This is a genomic window from Streptomyces sp. NBC_00328, from assembly GCF_036139655.1.
Taxonomy (GTDB): domain Bacteria; phylum Actinomycetota; class Actinomycetes; order Streptomycetales; family Streptomycetaceae; genus Streptomyces.
In genome coordinates this window covers 1,460,446-1,476,211 of the sequence record NZ_CP108013.1, presented here as the reverse complement: position 1 = coordinate 1,476,211, position 15,766 = coordinate 1,460,446, and the positions used below count along the sequence as shown (strand labels likewise).

Genomic DNA, 15,766 nt, shown 5'->3' with positions numbered 1-15,766 from the left:
GGTTCACCTCCGGGTCGCCGTGCGGCGGACCCACAGATTGACGAGCGTGGCGCCGAGCAGCATCACGCCGAGGAAGGCCTTGAACCAGTCGGGGTTCCAGCCGGCGTAGACGATGCCCTGGTTCACCATGCCGAACATGAAGGCGCCGAAGACCGGGCCGATCGCGGAGCCGTAGCCGCCGGTGAGCAGACAGCCGCCGATCACCGACGCGGCGATGTAGATGAGTTCCTGGCCGACGCCTTCGCCCGACTGCACCGTGTTGAACGAGAACAGTTCGTGCATGCCGACGAACCAGGCGCCGAAGCCGACCGCCATGAACAGCGTGATCTTGGTGAAGGTCACCGGTACGCCGACCGCGCGGGCGCTGTCCTGGTCGCCGCCGACCGCGAAGACCCAGTTGCCGTACTTGGTGCGCAGCAGTACCCAGGTGGCGAGGGCCGCGAAGACGAGCCACCACACGACCGTGATCTTCACCTGGACGCCGCCGACGCCGAACGACGAGGCGAAGATCTTCTTCGCCTGGCCGAAGCCGTCCATGTCGCTGATGTCGTCGGTGGCGACATTGTCGGTGACCAGTTTGGTGACGGCGAGGTTGACGCCTTGCAGGATCAGGAAGGTCCCGAGCGTCACCAGAAAGCTGGGCAGCCCGGTGCGGACCATCATCCAGCCGTTGAACGCCCCGATCGCGAGCGAGAGGACGAGCGCCACCACGACACCCGCCCACACGTTCATGGTGAGCTGGTAGCTGAGCATGCTCGCCGTCAGCGCCGAGGTGATCACCGCGACGCCGGCGGACAGGTCGAACTCGCCGCCGATCATCAGCAGGGCCACGGGCAGGGCCATCAGACCGATCGTCGACGACTGGTAGAGCACGGTCGCCATGGAACCGCCGGAGCGCACCGACGGCGCCGCGATCAGGAAGAAGACGAACACGGCGGCGGCGCCGAGGAACACCCCGACCTCGGGCCGGGCGAGCAGCCGCAGCGCCAGGGGTCGCCGCGAGGTCCGCCCGTCGGCCGTGCGAGGGCCGGGAGCCGGCGGCGCGGTCGCCGTCGGCCCGGCCGTGCTCATCACCGGGTGCCCTTCGTGGCGTACTTGGCGACGGCGTCGACGTTGCTCTTGTCCACGAACGCCGGACCGGTGAGCACGGGCTGCTCGCCGCCGCCGCTGTAGTTGCCGTTGTTCTTGTAGAGCCACAGTGAGTCGATCGCCAAGTAGCCCTGGAGGTACGGCTGCTGGTCGACGGCGAACTGGATGGTGCCCTTGCCGATGGCGCCCGTGAGTTCCTTGTTGAGGTCGAAGGTGGCGATCTTCGCCTTGCTGCCGGCCTCGCTCACCGACTGCACCGCGGTCAGGGCGTACGGGGCGCCCAGCGCGACGACGTAGTCGATCGCCGGGTCCTGCTTGAGCTTCGCGGTGATCGTCGACTTCACGGACGGCATGTCGGTGCCGTTGACGTACAGGTTCTCGGTCGCGCCGCTGAAGGTCTTCTTCACGCCGTCGCACCGCTGGGTGAGGCCGATGTTGCCCTGTTCCTGGATCACGCAGACGGCCTTCTTGGCGCCCTGCGCGTTCAGTTTCTTGCCGAGTGCCTCGCCCGCGACGGTCTCGTCCTGGCCGAAGAACTCCGTCAGGCCCAGCTTCTTCCAGTCGCTCAGGCCCGAGTTGAGGCCCACGACGGGTATGCCGGCCGAAGTCGCCTTGCTCACCGCGTCCTTCATGGCGTCGGGCTTGGCCAGGGTGATGGCGATGCCGTCCACCTTCTGGTCGATCGCGTTCTGCACCAGGTTGGCCTGGTCGCCCGCGTTCGGGTCGTGCGCGTAGACGAGATTGATGTTGTCCTTGGCTGCCGCGGCCTCGGCGCCCTTGCGGACGATGTCCCAGAACGTGTCGCCGGGTGCCTGGTGGGTGACCAGAGCGACCGTCATCCGCGGTGTGTTCGCCTTGCCCGCGGTGCCGCCGTCCCCGCTCTCCTCGGCCTTCTTGCCGCCGGAGTTGCTGGAGCAACCCGCCACGAGCAGTAAGGACGCCGCGGTCAGGGCGACGAGCGGGGCGATTCTCCGTGAACGGGGGTGGAACGTGCGATCCATCTCTGCAGCACCTCACTGTGCGACCGGGGCCTCTGTGTCTCCTCCCCTACATCCCCAGCATCAGGCGCATCACTCACGTGAACGGAACCCGATCGACTGGCAACACCCTTGACCGGAGCCCGACTTGAGACCTCTTTGGGCCGAGGGTCTCCGGGGCGTCCGCGCGACCGCCCTCGCCGCTTCGGCCGTCATTCCCCCTGCGATGTGTCCATGCCCGCACGGTAGTTACCGGGGGTGATGCCTGCCGTCTGGGCGAAGGTCTGGACGAAGGCGCTGGTCGTCGCCCATCCGCAGGCGTGGGCGGTGTCGGTGACGGTGGCGCCCTCGGCGAGCATGACCATCGCGGTGAAGATCCGGGCGCGGGTGCGCCACTGGGGGAAGGTCAGGCCGAACTCGTCGCGGTAGAGGCGGGAGAGGGTGCGCTCGCTGGTGTGCACGCGGGCGGCGAGCTGGGCCAGGGTGCACGGCTGGTGCAGGTCTTCTTCGACGAGGCGGCAGGCGTCGGCCAGTCGTCGGTCGCGGGCGGCGGGCAGGGCGACGGGCTGCGCTGTCACGCGGCGCAGTCGGTCGCGCAGCACTTCTTCGATGTGCCGGGTCGCACTCGCGGTACTCGCCACCGTGCCGGTGCTCGCGATGCTGCTCTCCGCCTTCTTGCGCGAACCGGTCCAGGACGAACCGGAAACCGCCGAGGACACACCCCTCACCGTCCCCTGACGTTCCGATCAGACGTACGCCGGCGCGCCCGGACCGGTGCGCGGGCAGCCGTGTACCCGACGAGCTGCGCAGCCGATTCGAGTGCCACCCGCCGTCATACCCGGGTGCCGGCAGGGAGGTGGGTGCGGAACGTGGTGCCGTCCGGGGTGTCGAGGACGGTGATCGTGCCGCCGTGGAGGGCGGCGATGTCCAGAGCGATGGGCAGGCCGAGACCGGTGCCGCCGTCGTCACGGCTGCGGGCGTCGTCGAGGCGGGCGAACCGTTCGAAGATCTTCTCCTGGTCGGCGGGGGCGATCGGGGGGCCGTCGTTGGTGACGTCCAGGACGGCGTCTCCGGACTCCGGGTCCGCTGACAGCCGCACCGTGACGGTGTGCCGGGCGTGGCGCTGGGCGTTGTCGAGGAGGTTGGTCAGCAGTCGGCCGATCCACAGGGCGTTGCCGGGAACGGTGACGTAGTCCGGGGTGTGGAGCGTGACCGGGTGGGAGTCGGTGGAGCGGACCGCCACGGTGCTGCGGGCGAGTTCGACGAGGTCGACGGGTTCGGCGGGCCGGCTCTGTCCCGTGGCGTCGAGGCGGGCGAGCAGCAGCAGGTCGGCGGAGAGCGCCTGGAGCCGCTGGGTGTCCTGGAGGGCGCCCGCCACCAGGGTGTCGCGCACTTCCGGATCGGGGTGGGTGAGGGCGACCTCCAGCTGGGTGCGCAGAACCGCGAGGGGGCTGCGCAGTTCGTGGGAGGCGTCGGCGATGAACTGGCGCTGCCGCGTACCCGCGGCTTCCAGCCGTTCGAGCATGGCGTTCATGGTGTCGGCGAGGCGGGCGATCTCGTCGTCGCTGCGCGGGGCGGGGACCCGGCGGTCCAGGGCGCGGTCGCCGATGGCGGCGACCTCGGCGCGGATGGCCTCGACCGGCCGCAGCGCGCGGCCGGTCGTACGCCAGGTCAGGACACCGACGGTGGAGATCAGCAGGGCGCTGAGGGCGGCGAGGGCCGCGGCGGTGACGTCCTCGGCGGCGTCGGCGGTGCGCAGTGAGGCCCCGACGTGGATGGTGACCGGGCCGTTGGGGCTGGTGGTGGTGACCGTGGTGACGCGCTGGTGGTGTTCCTCGCCGAGGGCGTCGAGGTTGTACGTCCGGTGGCCGTTGTGGGTGCCGGTGGGTGTGAGAGCGGGGCGGCCGGTGAGGTTCTGGCTCTGCGCCACGACCTTTCCGTGAGCGTCGACGACCTGGATGAAGTCGGCTCCGGGGTCGAGCGTCACCGGTTGGGGCAGGCGTCCGGCCGCGGCGAGGCGGGCGACGTCCCGGGCCTGCGCGCGGCCCCCGGTCTCCACGGTGCGTTCGAGGTTGCCCCGCAGCAGCAGCAGGACGGCGGCCGACGTGGCGAGCAGGACGACGGCCACGCTCGCGCACGCGGCGAGGGTGGTGCGGGTACGGACCGAGCGCGGCGCCAGCCGACGGATCAGCACGGCCGCACGGGGTTGTCCGGCGAGGCGGCGCAGCGCGGCACGGACCCGGTGGCGCGCCGCGGGCACGATCCCGGGACGCTTCGGTCTCCGCGTGGTCGCATCCGGCTCAGCCACCGTCGGCCGCCAGTCGGTATCCGGCGCCTCGGACGGTCTGTACAGCCGCCCGCCCGAACGGTGTGTCGATCTTGCGTCGCAGGGCGCTGACATGGACCTCGACGGTGTTGGGGTCGCTGTCGGCGCCGCTGTCCCAGACCTCGTCCAGGATCTCCCGCTTGGAGACGGCCTCCCCGGCCCGCCGGGCGAGGTGGTCCAGCACGGCGAACTCGCGCGGGGTGAGCGGGACGGACACGCCCCCGCGGGTGCAGGTGCGGGCGGCGGAGTCGACCACCAGGTCGCCCAGCACGGTGCGTCTCGGGGCCCGGGTGCCGATCCGGCGGGCAAGCGCCCGCAGGCGGGCGACGAGCACCACGAAGGAGAAGGGTTTGGACAGGTAGTCGTCGGCGCCGGTGTCCAGCGCCTCGGCCTCGTCCCACTCGCCGTCCTTGGCGGTGAGCATGAGGATGCCGACGTTGCTGCCGGTGGCCCGCAGCCGCTGGCACACCCGGTAGCCGTTGAGGCCGGGCAGCATGATGTCGAGCACGACCACGTCGTAGGCGCGCTCGGTGGCTTTGGTGAGCCCGGTCAGGCCGTCGTGGGCGACGTCCACGCTGAAGCCCTCGGCCGTCAGGCCGTGCTGAAGCGCCAGGGCCAGCCGGCGCTCGTCCTCCACCACCAGTACACGCATGCCCCCAGGGTGGCAGGTCGCCGGGCGGGGAAGGCACCAAGCTGAAGACGCCTTCAGGTCTTCAGGAAGTCTTCAGCAGCCGCCAGCGATGCTGTGCCCGGACGACCGGGCACAGGGCCCGGACCTTTCCGGGAGATCGGGGTGGGCACAGTGAGCGAATCCATAGGTGCGCAGGAGCCGCAGGAGCCGCAGGAGCTGCAGGAAGGGCCGGACGAGGACGGTCCGGGTACGACGGGGACGAAGCCGGCCGGCAGGCGTCGGCTGGGCGGTCGCGGGGCGCGCTGGGCCGTGGCCGGCGCGGCGGCCGTGGTGGTGATCGGCGGCGGCGTTGCCGCGGCGGCGATCCACCACCACGAGGAGGACGGCCGCGGGGAGCACAAGATGGTGCCTGCCGGCGTGCGCGAGTGGCGTGGCGGGTTCCGGGCCGAGTCCGAAGGCCGTGACGGGCACGACGGCTTGAGGCAGCGCGAGGGCCGGATCCGGGACGGCGAGGACGGCCCGCGTGGCGGGGACGGCCCTGAGCTGTCGGCCGGCGAGGCTCCGGCCCCGCTGCCCTCGCTCTCCGCGGCGGACGCCGTGGACAAGGCCGCCTCCGCGGTCAAGGACGGCAAGGTCGAGTCGTTGGCGCCGGTCACGGAGCAGGGCGGTGGCCGTGCCTGGCGGATCGTGGTCGTCGGCCCCGATGGGGTACGGCATGTGGTGACCGTCGACGGCACCGGCGGCACGGTGACCGGCAACACCGTCCTGGGCGGCTGAACCGGATGACCCGAGCGGCGCGGCCCCGGCCGCGCCGCACAGGAAACCATGGCCGTCCTGCGTCGCCGGCTCGCGCAGGCAGCGGACGCATCCAGCCGCCCCTGTCGCCTGCCCCGCATCGTCACCCTGCGGCGACACGGCCGCAGATGGGAAAACGGACGCCCCGTTCTGACGACCGGTGGAATGACCGGACACACGCGGGTACTGCACCGGACTGAGTCCACCCCGCATGGGTTCACGCATCAGCCGCGCAGGACTCCCTGGCTTCAGAGTCGCCACAACATCCGGTTCAGCTCGCGTTCGCGGCTTGCGCGAAGCCGGTCGGAGGGCCGCGCGAGTACTGGGATGCCGCATGAGCGCGTCGAGATGGCAGCCCGGTCAGACCCTGGGGCCGCCGGAGGAACCGGACGAGTACCGACTGGTGCAGTACATCGCCAGCGGCGGCGAGGGTGAGCTCTGGAAGGCGGTCCGCGAGGACAGGTACGGTCACCAGGAGTTCCATGCGGTCAAGGTGCTTCACTCGCAGTACTGCGCCTCCGACGAGAGCCTGCAGAAGTGGACCCGACGGTGGAACGACAACTTCCACGACGTACTGCAGCTCCACAACGTCACGGGACTGGTCCGCTCCCGGGTGGTGAAAGGGCCGCAGCCGCACCCGAAAGGACGACCGGGAGAGGACCGCGGGCTGTACCTGATCGGTGCCTGGGCGACCGACGCCTCACGCCTCGACGACTGGGCCCGCGACTGCACGGCTCCTCCGGCGGAGCGGCTCCGGGCGCTGGTCGGCCTGTGCGAGATCGTCGACGGCCTCCACCGGTACGGGTGGGTGCACCGTGACATCTCGGCCGGCAACGTCATGGTCGACTCGGCAGGCAACGCCTTGCTCATCGACCTGACGTTCCTGCTGCGACTGAACCGGGCGATCACCGTTCCGATCGGCACCGGCGGGTACGCGGATTCCGACGCCGAGGCGCAGGGGGGACTGCCGAGCATCGGCAAGGACCGCCGCGCGGTGGGCGTGCTGGCCCGGGTGCTGTTGCTGCCGCACGAACCCATTTCGCAGGGGGAGCTGAGCGACGTCGCCGCCGCGGCGCCGGGAGAACTCGCCGGCGCCGGCTACTCCGGTGCCGTGATCGACTGCCTGATGGAGGTTCTTGCGGAGCACGAGGACACGCGTGCCCAGCCGCTCACCGACTGGGGCCGGAGACTGGTGGACCTGGTCGCGGCGGAACCCGACCGCCGCCAGGTCTGCGTCGCGGTCGCCGTGGACGCCCAGGACCGCCCGGTCGCCGTCACGGGCGGCGACACAGGACTGCGGTGGCACGTCCCCGCCGGGACGGACATCCGCCCGGACTCGCTGCCCGCGCTCGGCGGTGGGCCGCGCACGGTCCGTGACCTGACGCTGGTCCGGGACGGCCTCGGACGGCTGGTGGCGGCCGCGGTCGACGGCGCGGGCAAACTGTGGATCGGGACCCCCTCCGACGGCGACGCGGAGGGGAACGGCGACGGATGGCAGGACCCCGTCGGGGAGGCGCGGGGCGTCGCAGCCCTGGTCTCCCCGCACGGCGAGACGCTGGTCTGGACGGCGATACCGGACGGCCTTGTCATGGTCAGAGTGCCTGCCGAGGGATACCCGCGTCGCCGCGCCGTGCGAACGGTGGCGGGATCCCGGGTACTCGGGGCGACCTGGGACGCCCAGGGCCTCCCGGCGGTGCTGGTCACCGGCTCCGACGGCGTCTGGCACTGGACGTGGCCGCTTGGAGCCGCCGAACCGCACCGGGCGCAGGTCTGCCGGGTACCCGCGATGGACGGCTCCCTCGCGCTCAACCGGAGTTGGGGCGAGCTGGAGGCGTGGATGCTCGGCGAGGACGGCGTCGAGCGCCGCCTGACACGGCACCACTCCGGTTCGTCCTGGGAGGTGCTGACCGACCTCCCGGCGACGGGCGGGCGTACGGCGTTGCACAGCGTCCACCAGGGAATCGTCCGCGTCCACGCCGGTCCGGCCGGTGTGGCGCTGACGATGGAGAGCTCCGCCCCTCGGGTGGAGCAGGCACTGGACGGCGGCGAGGCCGGACCCCTCGCCCTGCACCAGGCCAGGGACGGCGCCGTTCAGGTGGCGGCCGTGGTCGACGGCCGGCCGCGCTGCTGGGCAGAGAGCTGGTCCCAGGACTGGGTGCCGGTGGAATTGCGCGCCCTGTGATTCCGCGGCCCTGTCCCTCCGGTGTTCTCCGAGGATGCCCCGGCGTTCAGGCCGGGCAGGAATCGACTCCTACGGGGCAGGACAAGGGCAGGGCAGGGCGCCGGCACCGCGCGCCGCCTGACGGCCCGGAGGGCCACAAGGCCGGTGATCGAGTCGCGGCCCCCTACGAAACCACGTCTGATCCACCGGCGCCGGGCGGATGTACCGATACGGCCCCGACCCACCCGGTGACGGGCCCGGAGGGCTATGCCTCCAGGGTCACCCACGCCCCCGACGCCGCCGAGCGCGCCATCGCGTCCAGCACCGTCGCGCTGCGGACCGCGTCGACCAGTGTGGCGCCGTACGGTCTGTTGTCGGCGATGGAGCGCAGGAAGGTGTGCGCCTCGACGACCTTGAGGTCGTCGTAGCCCATGCTGTTCGCCGCCCCTGGCTGAAAGGCGGCGTAGTCACCGGCTCCCGGACCGACGTACACGGTGCTGACGGGCTGGTCCTGGTACGACGTGCCCCGGCTGACGCCGAGCTCGCCCATCCGGCGGAAGTCCCAGAACACCGCGCCCTTCGTGCCGTGGATCTCGAACCCGTAGCTGTTCTGCTCGCCCACCGAGACCCGGCACGCCTCCAGGACGCCACGCGCGCCGGAGGCGAAGCGCAGCAGGCAGTTGACGTAGTCCTCGTTCTCCACGGGCGCCTGCTCGCCGCCCGCAGCGCGTGCGTGTCCCGCGGTCGCGCCGGCCGGCCGGGCCCGCACGGGCACGAAGACCGCCGTGTCCGCCGCCAGAGCCTCGATCTCGCCCAACAGGAAACGTGCCAGGTCGACGCCGTGCGAGGCCAGGTCGCCGAGGACACCACTGCCGCCGCGCTCCCGCTCGTAGCGCCAGGTCAGCGCACCCTCCGGGTGGGCCGCGTAGTCGCTGAAGAGACGGATGCGCACGTGGGTCACGTCCCCGATGCCGCCGGAGGCGATCAGCTCGCGGGCCGCCACGACCGCGGGGGCGCCCCGGTAGTTGAAGCCGACCGTGCCCCGGACCCCGGCCTCGGCCACCGCGCCCGACACCGCCCGGGCGTCGTCGGCGGTCAGCCCCACCGGCTTCTCGATCCAGATGTGCTTGCCGGCCTCGGCCATGGCCACACCGATCTCACGGTGCAGGAAGTTCGGCGCGGTGATGCTCACGGCCTCCACGCGGGGATCGGCGGCGATCTCCCGCCAGTCACGTACGGCGCCGGCGAAGCCGTACCGCGCGGCGGCCTCCTCGGCACGGCCGGGTACCTCGTCGGCGACGGCGATCGGTTCGGGACGCAGGGCGAGCCTCGGGAAGTGGTGGAGTACGCGGGCGTACGCCTGCGTGTGCACCCGTCCCATCCAGCCGAACCCCACGACAGCGACACCGAGCGCACGCACCACGATCGCCCTCCTTCGAACCGAACCGCACCAGAGCCATCCGCACCAGAACCATCCACACCGGAACCGTCCGCTCCGGGAACGATCCCGCACCGATCCTGGCCCATCCGCGCCGATCCAGACCTACCCGCGACCATTCGGACCACCCACACCGAACGAGACCGAACGAGACTGAACGGGATCGAATGAGACCGAACCGAGCTGAACTCGGCCGAATCGGATCGATCGGAACGGGATCACACCGGTCCGCTCCGGCCTGCGATCAGGCTAGTGATGAGGCCCCGGTCAGCCTGCGACCGACGCCCGCTGTTCCAGTACCCGCAGGGCCCGCTCCGCCCACGCGATGATCGCCTGCTCGAAGGCGCGTCCCCCCAGGAGAGTGAGATACGGGCCGACGCGCTCCGCCCCGGCGAGGTACTCGTCCTCGGAGCGCCCGTCGAGCAGGCGGGCGCCGATCCGCTCGTAGTGCGCCAGCTTGGCGCGCGACGACTCCAGCCGCTCGGTGATCGCCACCCGGACGGCATCGGCGTCCCCTATGTCGAGTGCGTACACCTTCACCATCAGCTCGTCACGGATCGCGGTGGGTCTCGCGGGCCCGGAGGTGAAGGAGGCCAGTGCTGCGAGCCCTGCCTCGGTCAGCGAGAAGACCCGCTTGTTGGGCCGCCGTTCCTGCTGCACGAGCCGGGCCTCGATGAGCCCCTCGGACTCCATCCGGTCGAGTTCCCGGTACAGCTGCTGCGGGGTCGCCATCCAGAAGTTGGCCACCGAGGCGTCGAACCCCTTGGCCAGGTCGTAGCCCGACGCCTCGCCCTCGAGGAGCGAGGCCAGTACCGCGTTGCGCAATGCCATCCCGCAAGGCTAGACGGCCTCCGCCCACAGGACTAATCTTATCCGCACCTAATCAATTAATTGAGTAAGAGAGGCGGTCGCAATGAACTCCTTCCGCAAGGCCGTGGAGGCCGGAGACCTCGACGCGGTCGAGGAGCTGCTGGCCGACGACGTCGTGTTCACCAGCCCCGTCGCCTTCAAGCCGTACCCGGGCAAGCCGATCACCGCCGCCATCCTGCGCGGCGTCTGGCGCGTCTTCAGCGACTTCCGCTACGTCCGTGAGATCGCCGGTGCCGACGGCCGCGACCACGCGCTGGTCTTCACGGCCAAGGTCGGCGACAAGGAGATCAACGGCTGCGACTTCCTGCACTTCGACGAGGACGGACGCATCGACGAACTCATGGTGATGGTCCGCCCGTTGTCGGCGGCGCAGGCGCTCTCCGAGGCCATGGGGGCGCAGTTCGAGCAGATCTCCCGGGAGGCGGCCGGCGCGTGAAGGTCAGGACTCGCGCTGTTTGAACCGACTCCCTCCGGCTACCCGGCTGTTGTGACGACGACGACTTCACAGCAGGAGCTCTTCCGGTTCCTGGAGGACCGCTTCGAGTGCGCCCGGGCCTGTGCCGAATGCGCCAGGACATCCGCGCTGCGCGCCAGCCTCATGAATCCCGACGGGCCGAAGAAACAGGAGGCCGCGCGGCGTTCGGGCATTCTGTGCGCGGAGGTGTGCGAGGCGACCTGCCATGTCCTGTCCCGTCACTCGGGTCAGGACGAGCGGGATGTCCGCGCTCAGCTGGAGTGGTGCAGGGATGTATGCCTGGAGTGCGCCGAGGCCTTCGACGCATGCCCCGGAGCGGAGGCCGCCGCGCGGAAATGCCGTGAATGCGCCCGGTCGTGCACGGACTTCATCGCCACGCTGCGCTGAGTCCGTACGCCGCCCGGGTCAGACCCGTCCGGCGAGCGGGCGTCCGGCGCGGACGTTCCAGCGCCCCGCGCGCCCGCTCAACTCCGTGACGGTGAGCGGCGGTACGTCCACGCGCCAGAACGCCGGCTCAGGTGCCCCCAACGCCCGTACCACCAGGGCCCGTACGACCTCGGGCTCCACCACGGCGACAGTTCGGCCGTCGAGAGCCGCCGCCGCGTCGAGGCGTTCCGCCACCCGGTCACAGAACGCCCGCACCGACTCGCCGTCGTGCGGCGCCGACGCGGGATCGGAGAGCCAGCGCGCCACCGCCTCCGGCTCCTTCGCGCTCACCTCGGCCAGCGTCGCCCCGTGCCAGCGGCCCACGTCGAGAGGAGCCAACTCCGCCGCCTCGACGCCGCCTTCGAGCCCGAGTGCCTCAGCGGTCTGCCGGCACCGCACGGTGGGGGAGACCCACAGGCGCCCGCCCGCCGGAACGGCACCCGCGTCGGCCGCCGACCGGGCGGCCCGCAGGCCCGACGCGTCCACCGGACTACTGCCGTCGTCGAAGCGGGCCTCGCGCAGCGCCTCGCCGATCGCCGCGGAGATCAAGAACACTCGGCTGGTCATGCCATCACTCTCGTGTGTCGTGGACCCGGCTCGTGCAGTACGGGTCGAGTTCGTGCTGTACGGGCCACGATATTCCGCGACGGCCGGGGAATCCGGCCCGCACGAGGGGCGGCGTCCGTCTCGCCGGTGTCATCGGCATTCCCAATTTCTGAAACACGTTCTACGGTGTGCGCCGTCAGGTCGGGCCCGGGGAGGCAGGAGGCGCCGTGCATCTCGAATACACGCCGGAGCAGCAGCGGTTGCGGACCGAACTTCGTCTCTACTTCGCCGAGTTGGTACCGGACAACGCGTACGCGCGCTACGCGGATCCGACGGCGCAGAAGCGCTTCTACCGCGAGACGATCCGACGGCTCGGCGCGGACGGCTGGCTCGGGGTCGGCTGGCCCAAGGAGTACGGCGGGCGGGGTCTGAGCCCGATGGAGCAGTTCATCTTCTTCGACGAGGCGGCCCAGGCGGGCGTACCGCTGCCGCTGATGGCGCTCAACACCGTCGGACCGACGATCATGCGGTTCGGTACGGAGGAGCAGAAGTCGTACTTCCTGCCGAAGATCCTCTCCGGCGAGCTCGACTTCGCGATCGGCTACAGCGAGCCCGGCGCCGGGACGGACCTCGCCGCGCTCCGGACCAGGGCCGTACGGGAGGGCGACGAGGAGACCGGTCACTACACCGTCGACGGCCAGAAGATCTGGACGACCAACGGCGACACGGCCGACTGGGTGTGGCTCGCCGTCCGCACCGATCCGGACGCCCCGCCGCACAAGGGCATCACCATGCTCCTCGTACCGACCTCGGACCCCGGCTACTCGTGCACCATCATCAACACGCTCGCCTCGCACGACACCACCGCCAGCTACTACGAGAACATCCGGGTCCCCGCCACACGCCGGGTCGGCGAGGAGAACAAGGGCTGGCGGCTGATCACCAACCAGCTCAACCATGAGCGTGTCACCCTCGCCGCGCACGGCACCATGGCCATCCGCGCCCTGCACGACGTCCAGCGCTGGGCGATGGAGACCAAGCTCGCCGACGGCCGCCGCGTCGTCGACCTCCCGTGGGTACGCCGCCTCCTCGCCCGGACGCACACCAGACTGGACGCAATGAAACTCCTCAACTGGCGCATGGTGAACGCCGTCCAGGAGGGCACGCTCACCCCGCAGGACGCCTCCGCCGTCAAGGTGTACGGCTCCGAGGCGCGCCGGGACGCCTACGCCTGGCTGATGGAGATCGTCGCCGCCCCCGGTGTCCTCAAGGAGGGCTCCGCCGGTGCCGTCCTGCACGGCGAACTCGAACGCGGCTACCGATCGGCCGTGATCTTCACCTTCGGTGGAGGTAACAACGAGATCCAGCGGGAGATCATCTCGTGGATCGGACTCGGGATGCCCCGGGTGCGGCGCTAGCGCGATTGTGACGAGGCTTTTCAGTTGGCACAAAAGAGGGACAGTTGGCATCAAGATCGACGTCGGTGTCAGAGGTGACGACGCGTCACTTCGATGCAGGCGGCGCGGGCTGCGGTTGAGATCGAGGTCGGCTTCGGTCAATCTGTGGCCGACGTCGCGTGCTGCGATTCCGAACTGGAAGCGGTTCCATCGGCAGCCACTGCCTTTTGAGGTACCCGCTGATATTGCCGCAGAACTCCTGGAGTTCTGCGGCGGGCCGCAAGCGCCAGCCTTCCGCGAACACTCGAGTCAGCCAGGCAGCTTTCTTGCTTCCCGGCACTTGAGGCACCCAGGACTCAATTTCTCCTGCAGGGACAATGAGCCCTTTCCAAGCTCAGGTTGAGGCGTGGTGAAGGACGACGACGGCCTTCACGATGCCGGTGATCCGGTTAGTGCTGCAGCGGAGCTTGCGTAGCAGGCGCCAGCCCTTCAGGATGGCCATGGCCTGCTCGCCGAGGCACCGGATTTTGGCGTGGGTGCTGTTGTGCCGTCGCTTCCAGCGCTTGAGCTGGCGGCCCCGGAAAGGTACGCGGACATGGCGGCCGACCCCTTGGTACGCCTTGTCCGCCCAGCACTTCAGCCCTGCCGCCCGCGAGCGCGTCGATGATGCCGTGTTCGCGCGCGGCGGTCAGGTCGTGGGTGGAGCCGGGCAGGGCCGCGGAAGCCCGCAGCAGTCGGCCGAACGGATCCGTGATGACCTGGACGTTCATGCCGTGGCGCTTGTGTTTTCCGGAGTGGTACGGGGTGTCGGCGGCGATCCGGTCGATGGGCAGGAGGGTGCCGTCCAGGATCACGTACGCCTTCGTTTGGACGGTCGTCATTACCTCGGCCAGGGTCTGCGCCTGAGCGGCCAGCACTTCGACGGCCTCGGTATGTAGCGGTAGACAGTCGCGATGCCGATCTCGAACCCTGCGGCGAGTTGGGCGTACGTGTCGCCGCATCGCAGGTGGGCCAGGGCAAGCAGGGCCTGACGGCCGACGGACAGACGCCTCCATCGCGTGCCGATCTCCCGCCGGTGAGCGGCCAGTTGCCTCGTCAGGTGCCGCAGCGTGCGGCTGGACAGATCGATCGACGACGGGTAGACAAGCACGCGGAGCTCCTGGCGGACACGGGTGATCTTGGTCGAGAACCCGTCTACCAGGAGCTTCGTCGTTCCGTACAACCCATGCCCACCAACACCCCGATGCCACAGCCAGGTTGGAAAGGGCTCACTCGCCTTCGCCGTGATATGCGCACACGTCTCTACCTCGAACGACGCACCAAGCAGGGCATGTCGAAACGCGAGATCATCCGTTGCCTCAAACGCTACGTCGCTCGCGAGATATACGGTCAGATCCAGCGAACGCCAGTCCTTGGTACCCCGTCTGCTGCCGCTTGACGCAACATAGGGGCATCCTCAATGTCCACAAGGACCGCCGAATGCGGCAGTTCATCGACACCCACGACTGGATCAGATGCTACTTCCTGCCGGCCTACGCACCCGACCTCAACCCCGTCGAGGGCATCTGGTCACTACTGCGACGCAGCAGCCAGGCCAACACCGCCTTCACCGACCCAGACCACCTCATGCGCACGGCTCCGGCACGGTCTCCGCCAGATCCAGTACCGCAGCAACCTCATCGACGGATGCCTCGCCGAAACCGGCCTCACCTTGACGACACCACGGCCGCAACCTCAGTAACTACCCGGCCTTGGGTCAAGGCCCGGGTGGGCTCTCCTCCGATGAACTGGACCGCCATCATTCCCAGAGCAGCTGCCTCGTCGATGATCCGGTGCCAATCCGCAGCCGTCATGCTGCCGTGCTCGCGTGTCGGCCCGTGCTCGGCCGCCTGCCCGGAGCAGAGCACATCGTCGCGGGCGGTGCCCCGTGGTGGTTCGGCTTCCACGGAGACCTGAAGGACCCGGCGGAGATCTTCGCCGCCAGCGTCCGTCTGACCGGCCGCCTGCAGCGCACCCACCCGCAAATCGCCAGAATCCTCGTGCGCACCGGCATGGCCTACCTGACCTCCGACAGCGGCCAGGCCCCGCAAGCGATGCGGGACCTGCAGGCGGCCGCCGACAACGGACGGCTGGACATCGACGACGTACGCACCGCGGTCGCCATGGCCGGCGGCGCCCTGCTCGGCGTGCTCCACCTCCTGGAGACCAGCCCCGACCTCGATGCCGAGCGCGTCACCGACCAACTGGCCTCCCGTCTCCTGTGCATGTTCGGCATGACGCGCGCCGAAGCACAAGAGCTCGCCACCCGGCCCCTGCCATCGCTGCCCGCGACCTGACAGGGCGACGGCGACAGAGAGGGCAAGGTCGACGCGGCACTCCAAGGCCGGATGAGCAAAGATCATTTTGTTAGGAGTTCTTGGGGTCCGGGCAGTCCAGGTCGACTCGTTGGACCGGTGGATCGCATCCCGGACGGCGTCCTCGTCGGCCTGCACCGGCTGCGCGGTCACCGGCACGCAGTTCCCACCGGCTGAGGCCGGCAGCATCATCGCGCGCCGGTGACAGCATTCGGCGCAGCTGCCTGATGGTGGTGATGCGGTGCCGGGCGAGACCGGCCAGCATCTGGCCTCGTCGCGGA

The 15,766-nt window shown here is 70.2% G+C and carries 14 protein-coding genes and 3 pseudogenes; 8 read left to right on the top strand and 9 right to left on the bottom strand.

The annotated features are described in order from the left end of the window. Positions 1–3 precede the first annotated feature (3 nt). The 5 genes from OG485_RS06230 to OG485_RS06210 all read right to left on the bottom strand — a co-directional run bounded on the left by OG485_RS06230 (position 4) and on the right by OG485_RS06210 (position 5,044). Positions 4–1,071, bottom strand: a complete 1,068-nt coding sequence (locus OG485_RS06230; RefSeq protein WP_328664990.1) for an ABC transporter permease — start codon at positions 1,069–1,071, stop codon at positions 4–6. Beyond that, on the bottom strand, positions 1,071–2,090 hold the full coding sequence (locus tag OG485_RS06225) for a sugar ABC transporter substrate-binding protein (RefSeq protein ID WP_328664989.1): 1,020 nt from the start codon (positions 2,088–2,090) through the stop codon (positions 1,071–1,073). Before OG485_RS06225 ends, OG485_RS06230 begins: the two co-directional genes overlap by 1 nt. A 188-nt stretch (positions 2,091–2,278) precedes the next feature. After that, a complete protein-coding gene (locus OG485_RS06220; RefSeq protein ID WP_328664988.1) occupies positions 2,279–2,785 on the bottom strand; it encodes a helix-turn-helix transcriptional regulator in 507 nt (168 codons plus the stop codon). 113 nt (positions 2,786–2,898) lie between these two features. Next, positions 2,899–4,326 (bottom strand): sensor histidine kinase, encoded by a 1,428-nt coding sequence (locus tag OG485_RS06215; protein WP_328664987.1) that lies wholly within the window; start codon positions 4,324–4,326, stop codon positions 2,899–2,901. 40 nt (positions 4,327–4,366) lie between these two features. Then, entirely contained in the window at positions 4,367–5,044 is a 678-nt protein-coding gene (locus OG485_RS06210) for a response regulator transcription factor (RefSeq protein WP_328455708.1), read from the bottom strand. A gap of 150 nt (positions 5,045–5,194) precedes the next feature. On the opposite strand from OG485_RS06210, the gene OG485_RS06205 reads away from it, so the two are divergent. Beyond that, the gene (locus tag OG485_RS06205) at positions 5,195–5,800 is read left to right on the top strand and encodes a hypothetical protein (protein ID WP_328664986.1); all 606 of its coding nucleotides are present in this window, start codon (positions 5,195–5,197) and stop codon (positions 5,798–5,800) included. A gap of 352 nt (positions 5,801–6,152) precedes the next feature. After that, on the top strand, positions 6,153–8,000 hold the full coding sequence (locus OG485_RS06200) for a hypothetical protein (protein WP_328664985.1): 1,848 nt from the start codon (positions 6,153–6,155) through the stop codon (positions 7,998–8,000). Between the two features lie 244 nt (positions 8,001–8,244). On the opposite strand, the gene OG485_RS06195 is transcribed toward OG485_RS06200, so the two are convergent. Then, positions 8,245–9,402 (bottom strand): Gfo/Idh/MocA family protein, encoded by a 1,158-nt coding sequence (locus OG485_RS06195; RefSeq protein ID WP_328664984.1) that lies wholly within the window; start codon positions 9,400–9,402, stop codon positions 8,245–8,247. A 282-nt stretch (positions 9,403–9,684) separates the two neighbouring features. After that, the gene (locus OG485_RS06190; RefSeq protein ID WP_328664983.1) at positions 9,685–10,248 is read right to left on the bottom strand and encodes a PadR family transcriptional regulator; all 564 of its coding nucleotides are present in this window, start codon (positions 10,246–10,248) and stop codon (positions 9,685–9,687) included. An 82-nt stretch (positions 10,249–10,330) separates the two neighbouring features. Here OG485_RS06190 and OG485_RS06185 point away from each other — a divergent pair, with 82 nt between their 5' ends. Together OG485_RS06185 and OG485_RS06180 are read left to right on the top strand one after the other, a co-directional pair. Further along, on the top strand, positions 10,331–10,723 hold the full coding sequence (locus tag OG485_RS06185) for a nuclear transport factor 2 family protein (RefSeq protein WP_151468855.1): 393 nt from the start codon (positions 10,331–10,333) through the stop codon (positions 10,721–10,723). A gap of 51 nt (positions 10,724–10,774) precedes the next feature. Continuing rightward, positions 10,775–11,149 carry a ferredoxin gene (locus OG485_RS06180; RefSeq protein WP_328664982.1) on the top strand — a complete coding sequence of 125 codons (375 nt, stop codon included), beginning with the start codon at positions 10,775–10,777 and terminating at the stop codon, positions 11,147–11,149. An 18-nt stretch (positions 11,150–11,167) separates the two neighbouring features. Here OG485_RS06180 and OG485_RS06175 read toward each other — a convergent pair whose 3' ends face one another. Continuing rightward, positions 11,168–11,755: a histidine phosphatase family protein gene (locus OG485_RS06175; protein WP_328664981.1), complete on the bottom strand. Its 588-nt coding sequence runs from the start codon at positions 11,753–11,755 to the stop codon at positions 11,168–11,170. Positions 11,756–11,961: 206 nt separating this feature from the next. On the opposite strand from OG485_RS06175, the gene OG485_RS06170 reads away from it, so the two are divergent. After that, on the top strand, positions 11,962–13,152 hold the full coding sequence (locus OG485_RS06170; RefSeq protein WP_328664980.1) for an acyl-CoA dehydrogenase family protein: 1,191 nt from the start codon (positions 11,962–11,964) through the stop codon (positions 13,150–13,152). Between the two features lie 373 nt (positions 13,153–13,525). Here OG485_RS06170 and OG485_RS06165 read toward each other — a convergent pair. Beyond that, positions 13,526–14,281, bottom strand: a pseudogene (locus OG485_RS06165) (transposase family protein). A 117-nt stretch (positions 14,282–14,398) separates the two neighbouring features. On the opposite strand from OG485_RS06165, the pseudogene OG485_RS06160 reads away from it, so the two are divergent. The 3 genes and pseudogenes from OG485_RS06160 to OG485_RS06150 all read left to right on the top strand — a co-directional run. After that, positions 14,399–14,569, top strand: a pseudogene (locus OG485_RS06160) (IS110 family transposase); the annotation flags it as partial. A gap of 17 nt (positions 14,570–14,586) precedes the next feature. Continuing rightward, positions 14,587–14,872, top strand: a pseudogene (locus OG485_RS06155) (transposase); the annotation flags it as partial. A gap of 118 nt (positions 14,873–14,990) precedes the next feature. Further along, positions 14,991–15,467, top strand: a complete 477-nt coding sequence (locus OG485_RS06150; RefSeq protein ID WP_328664979.1) for a hypothetical protein — start codon at positions 14,991–14,993, stop codon at positions 15,465–15,467. The last annotated feature ends 299 nt before the right edge of the window (positions 15,468–15,766 follow it).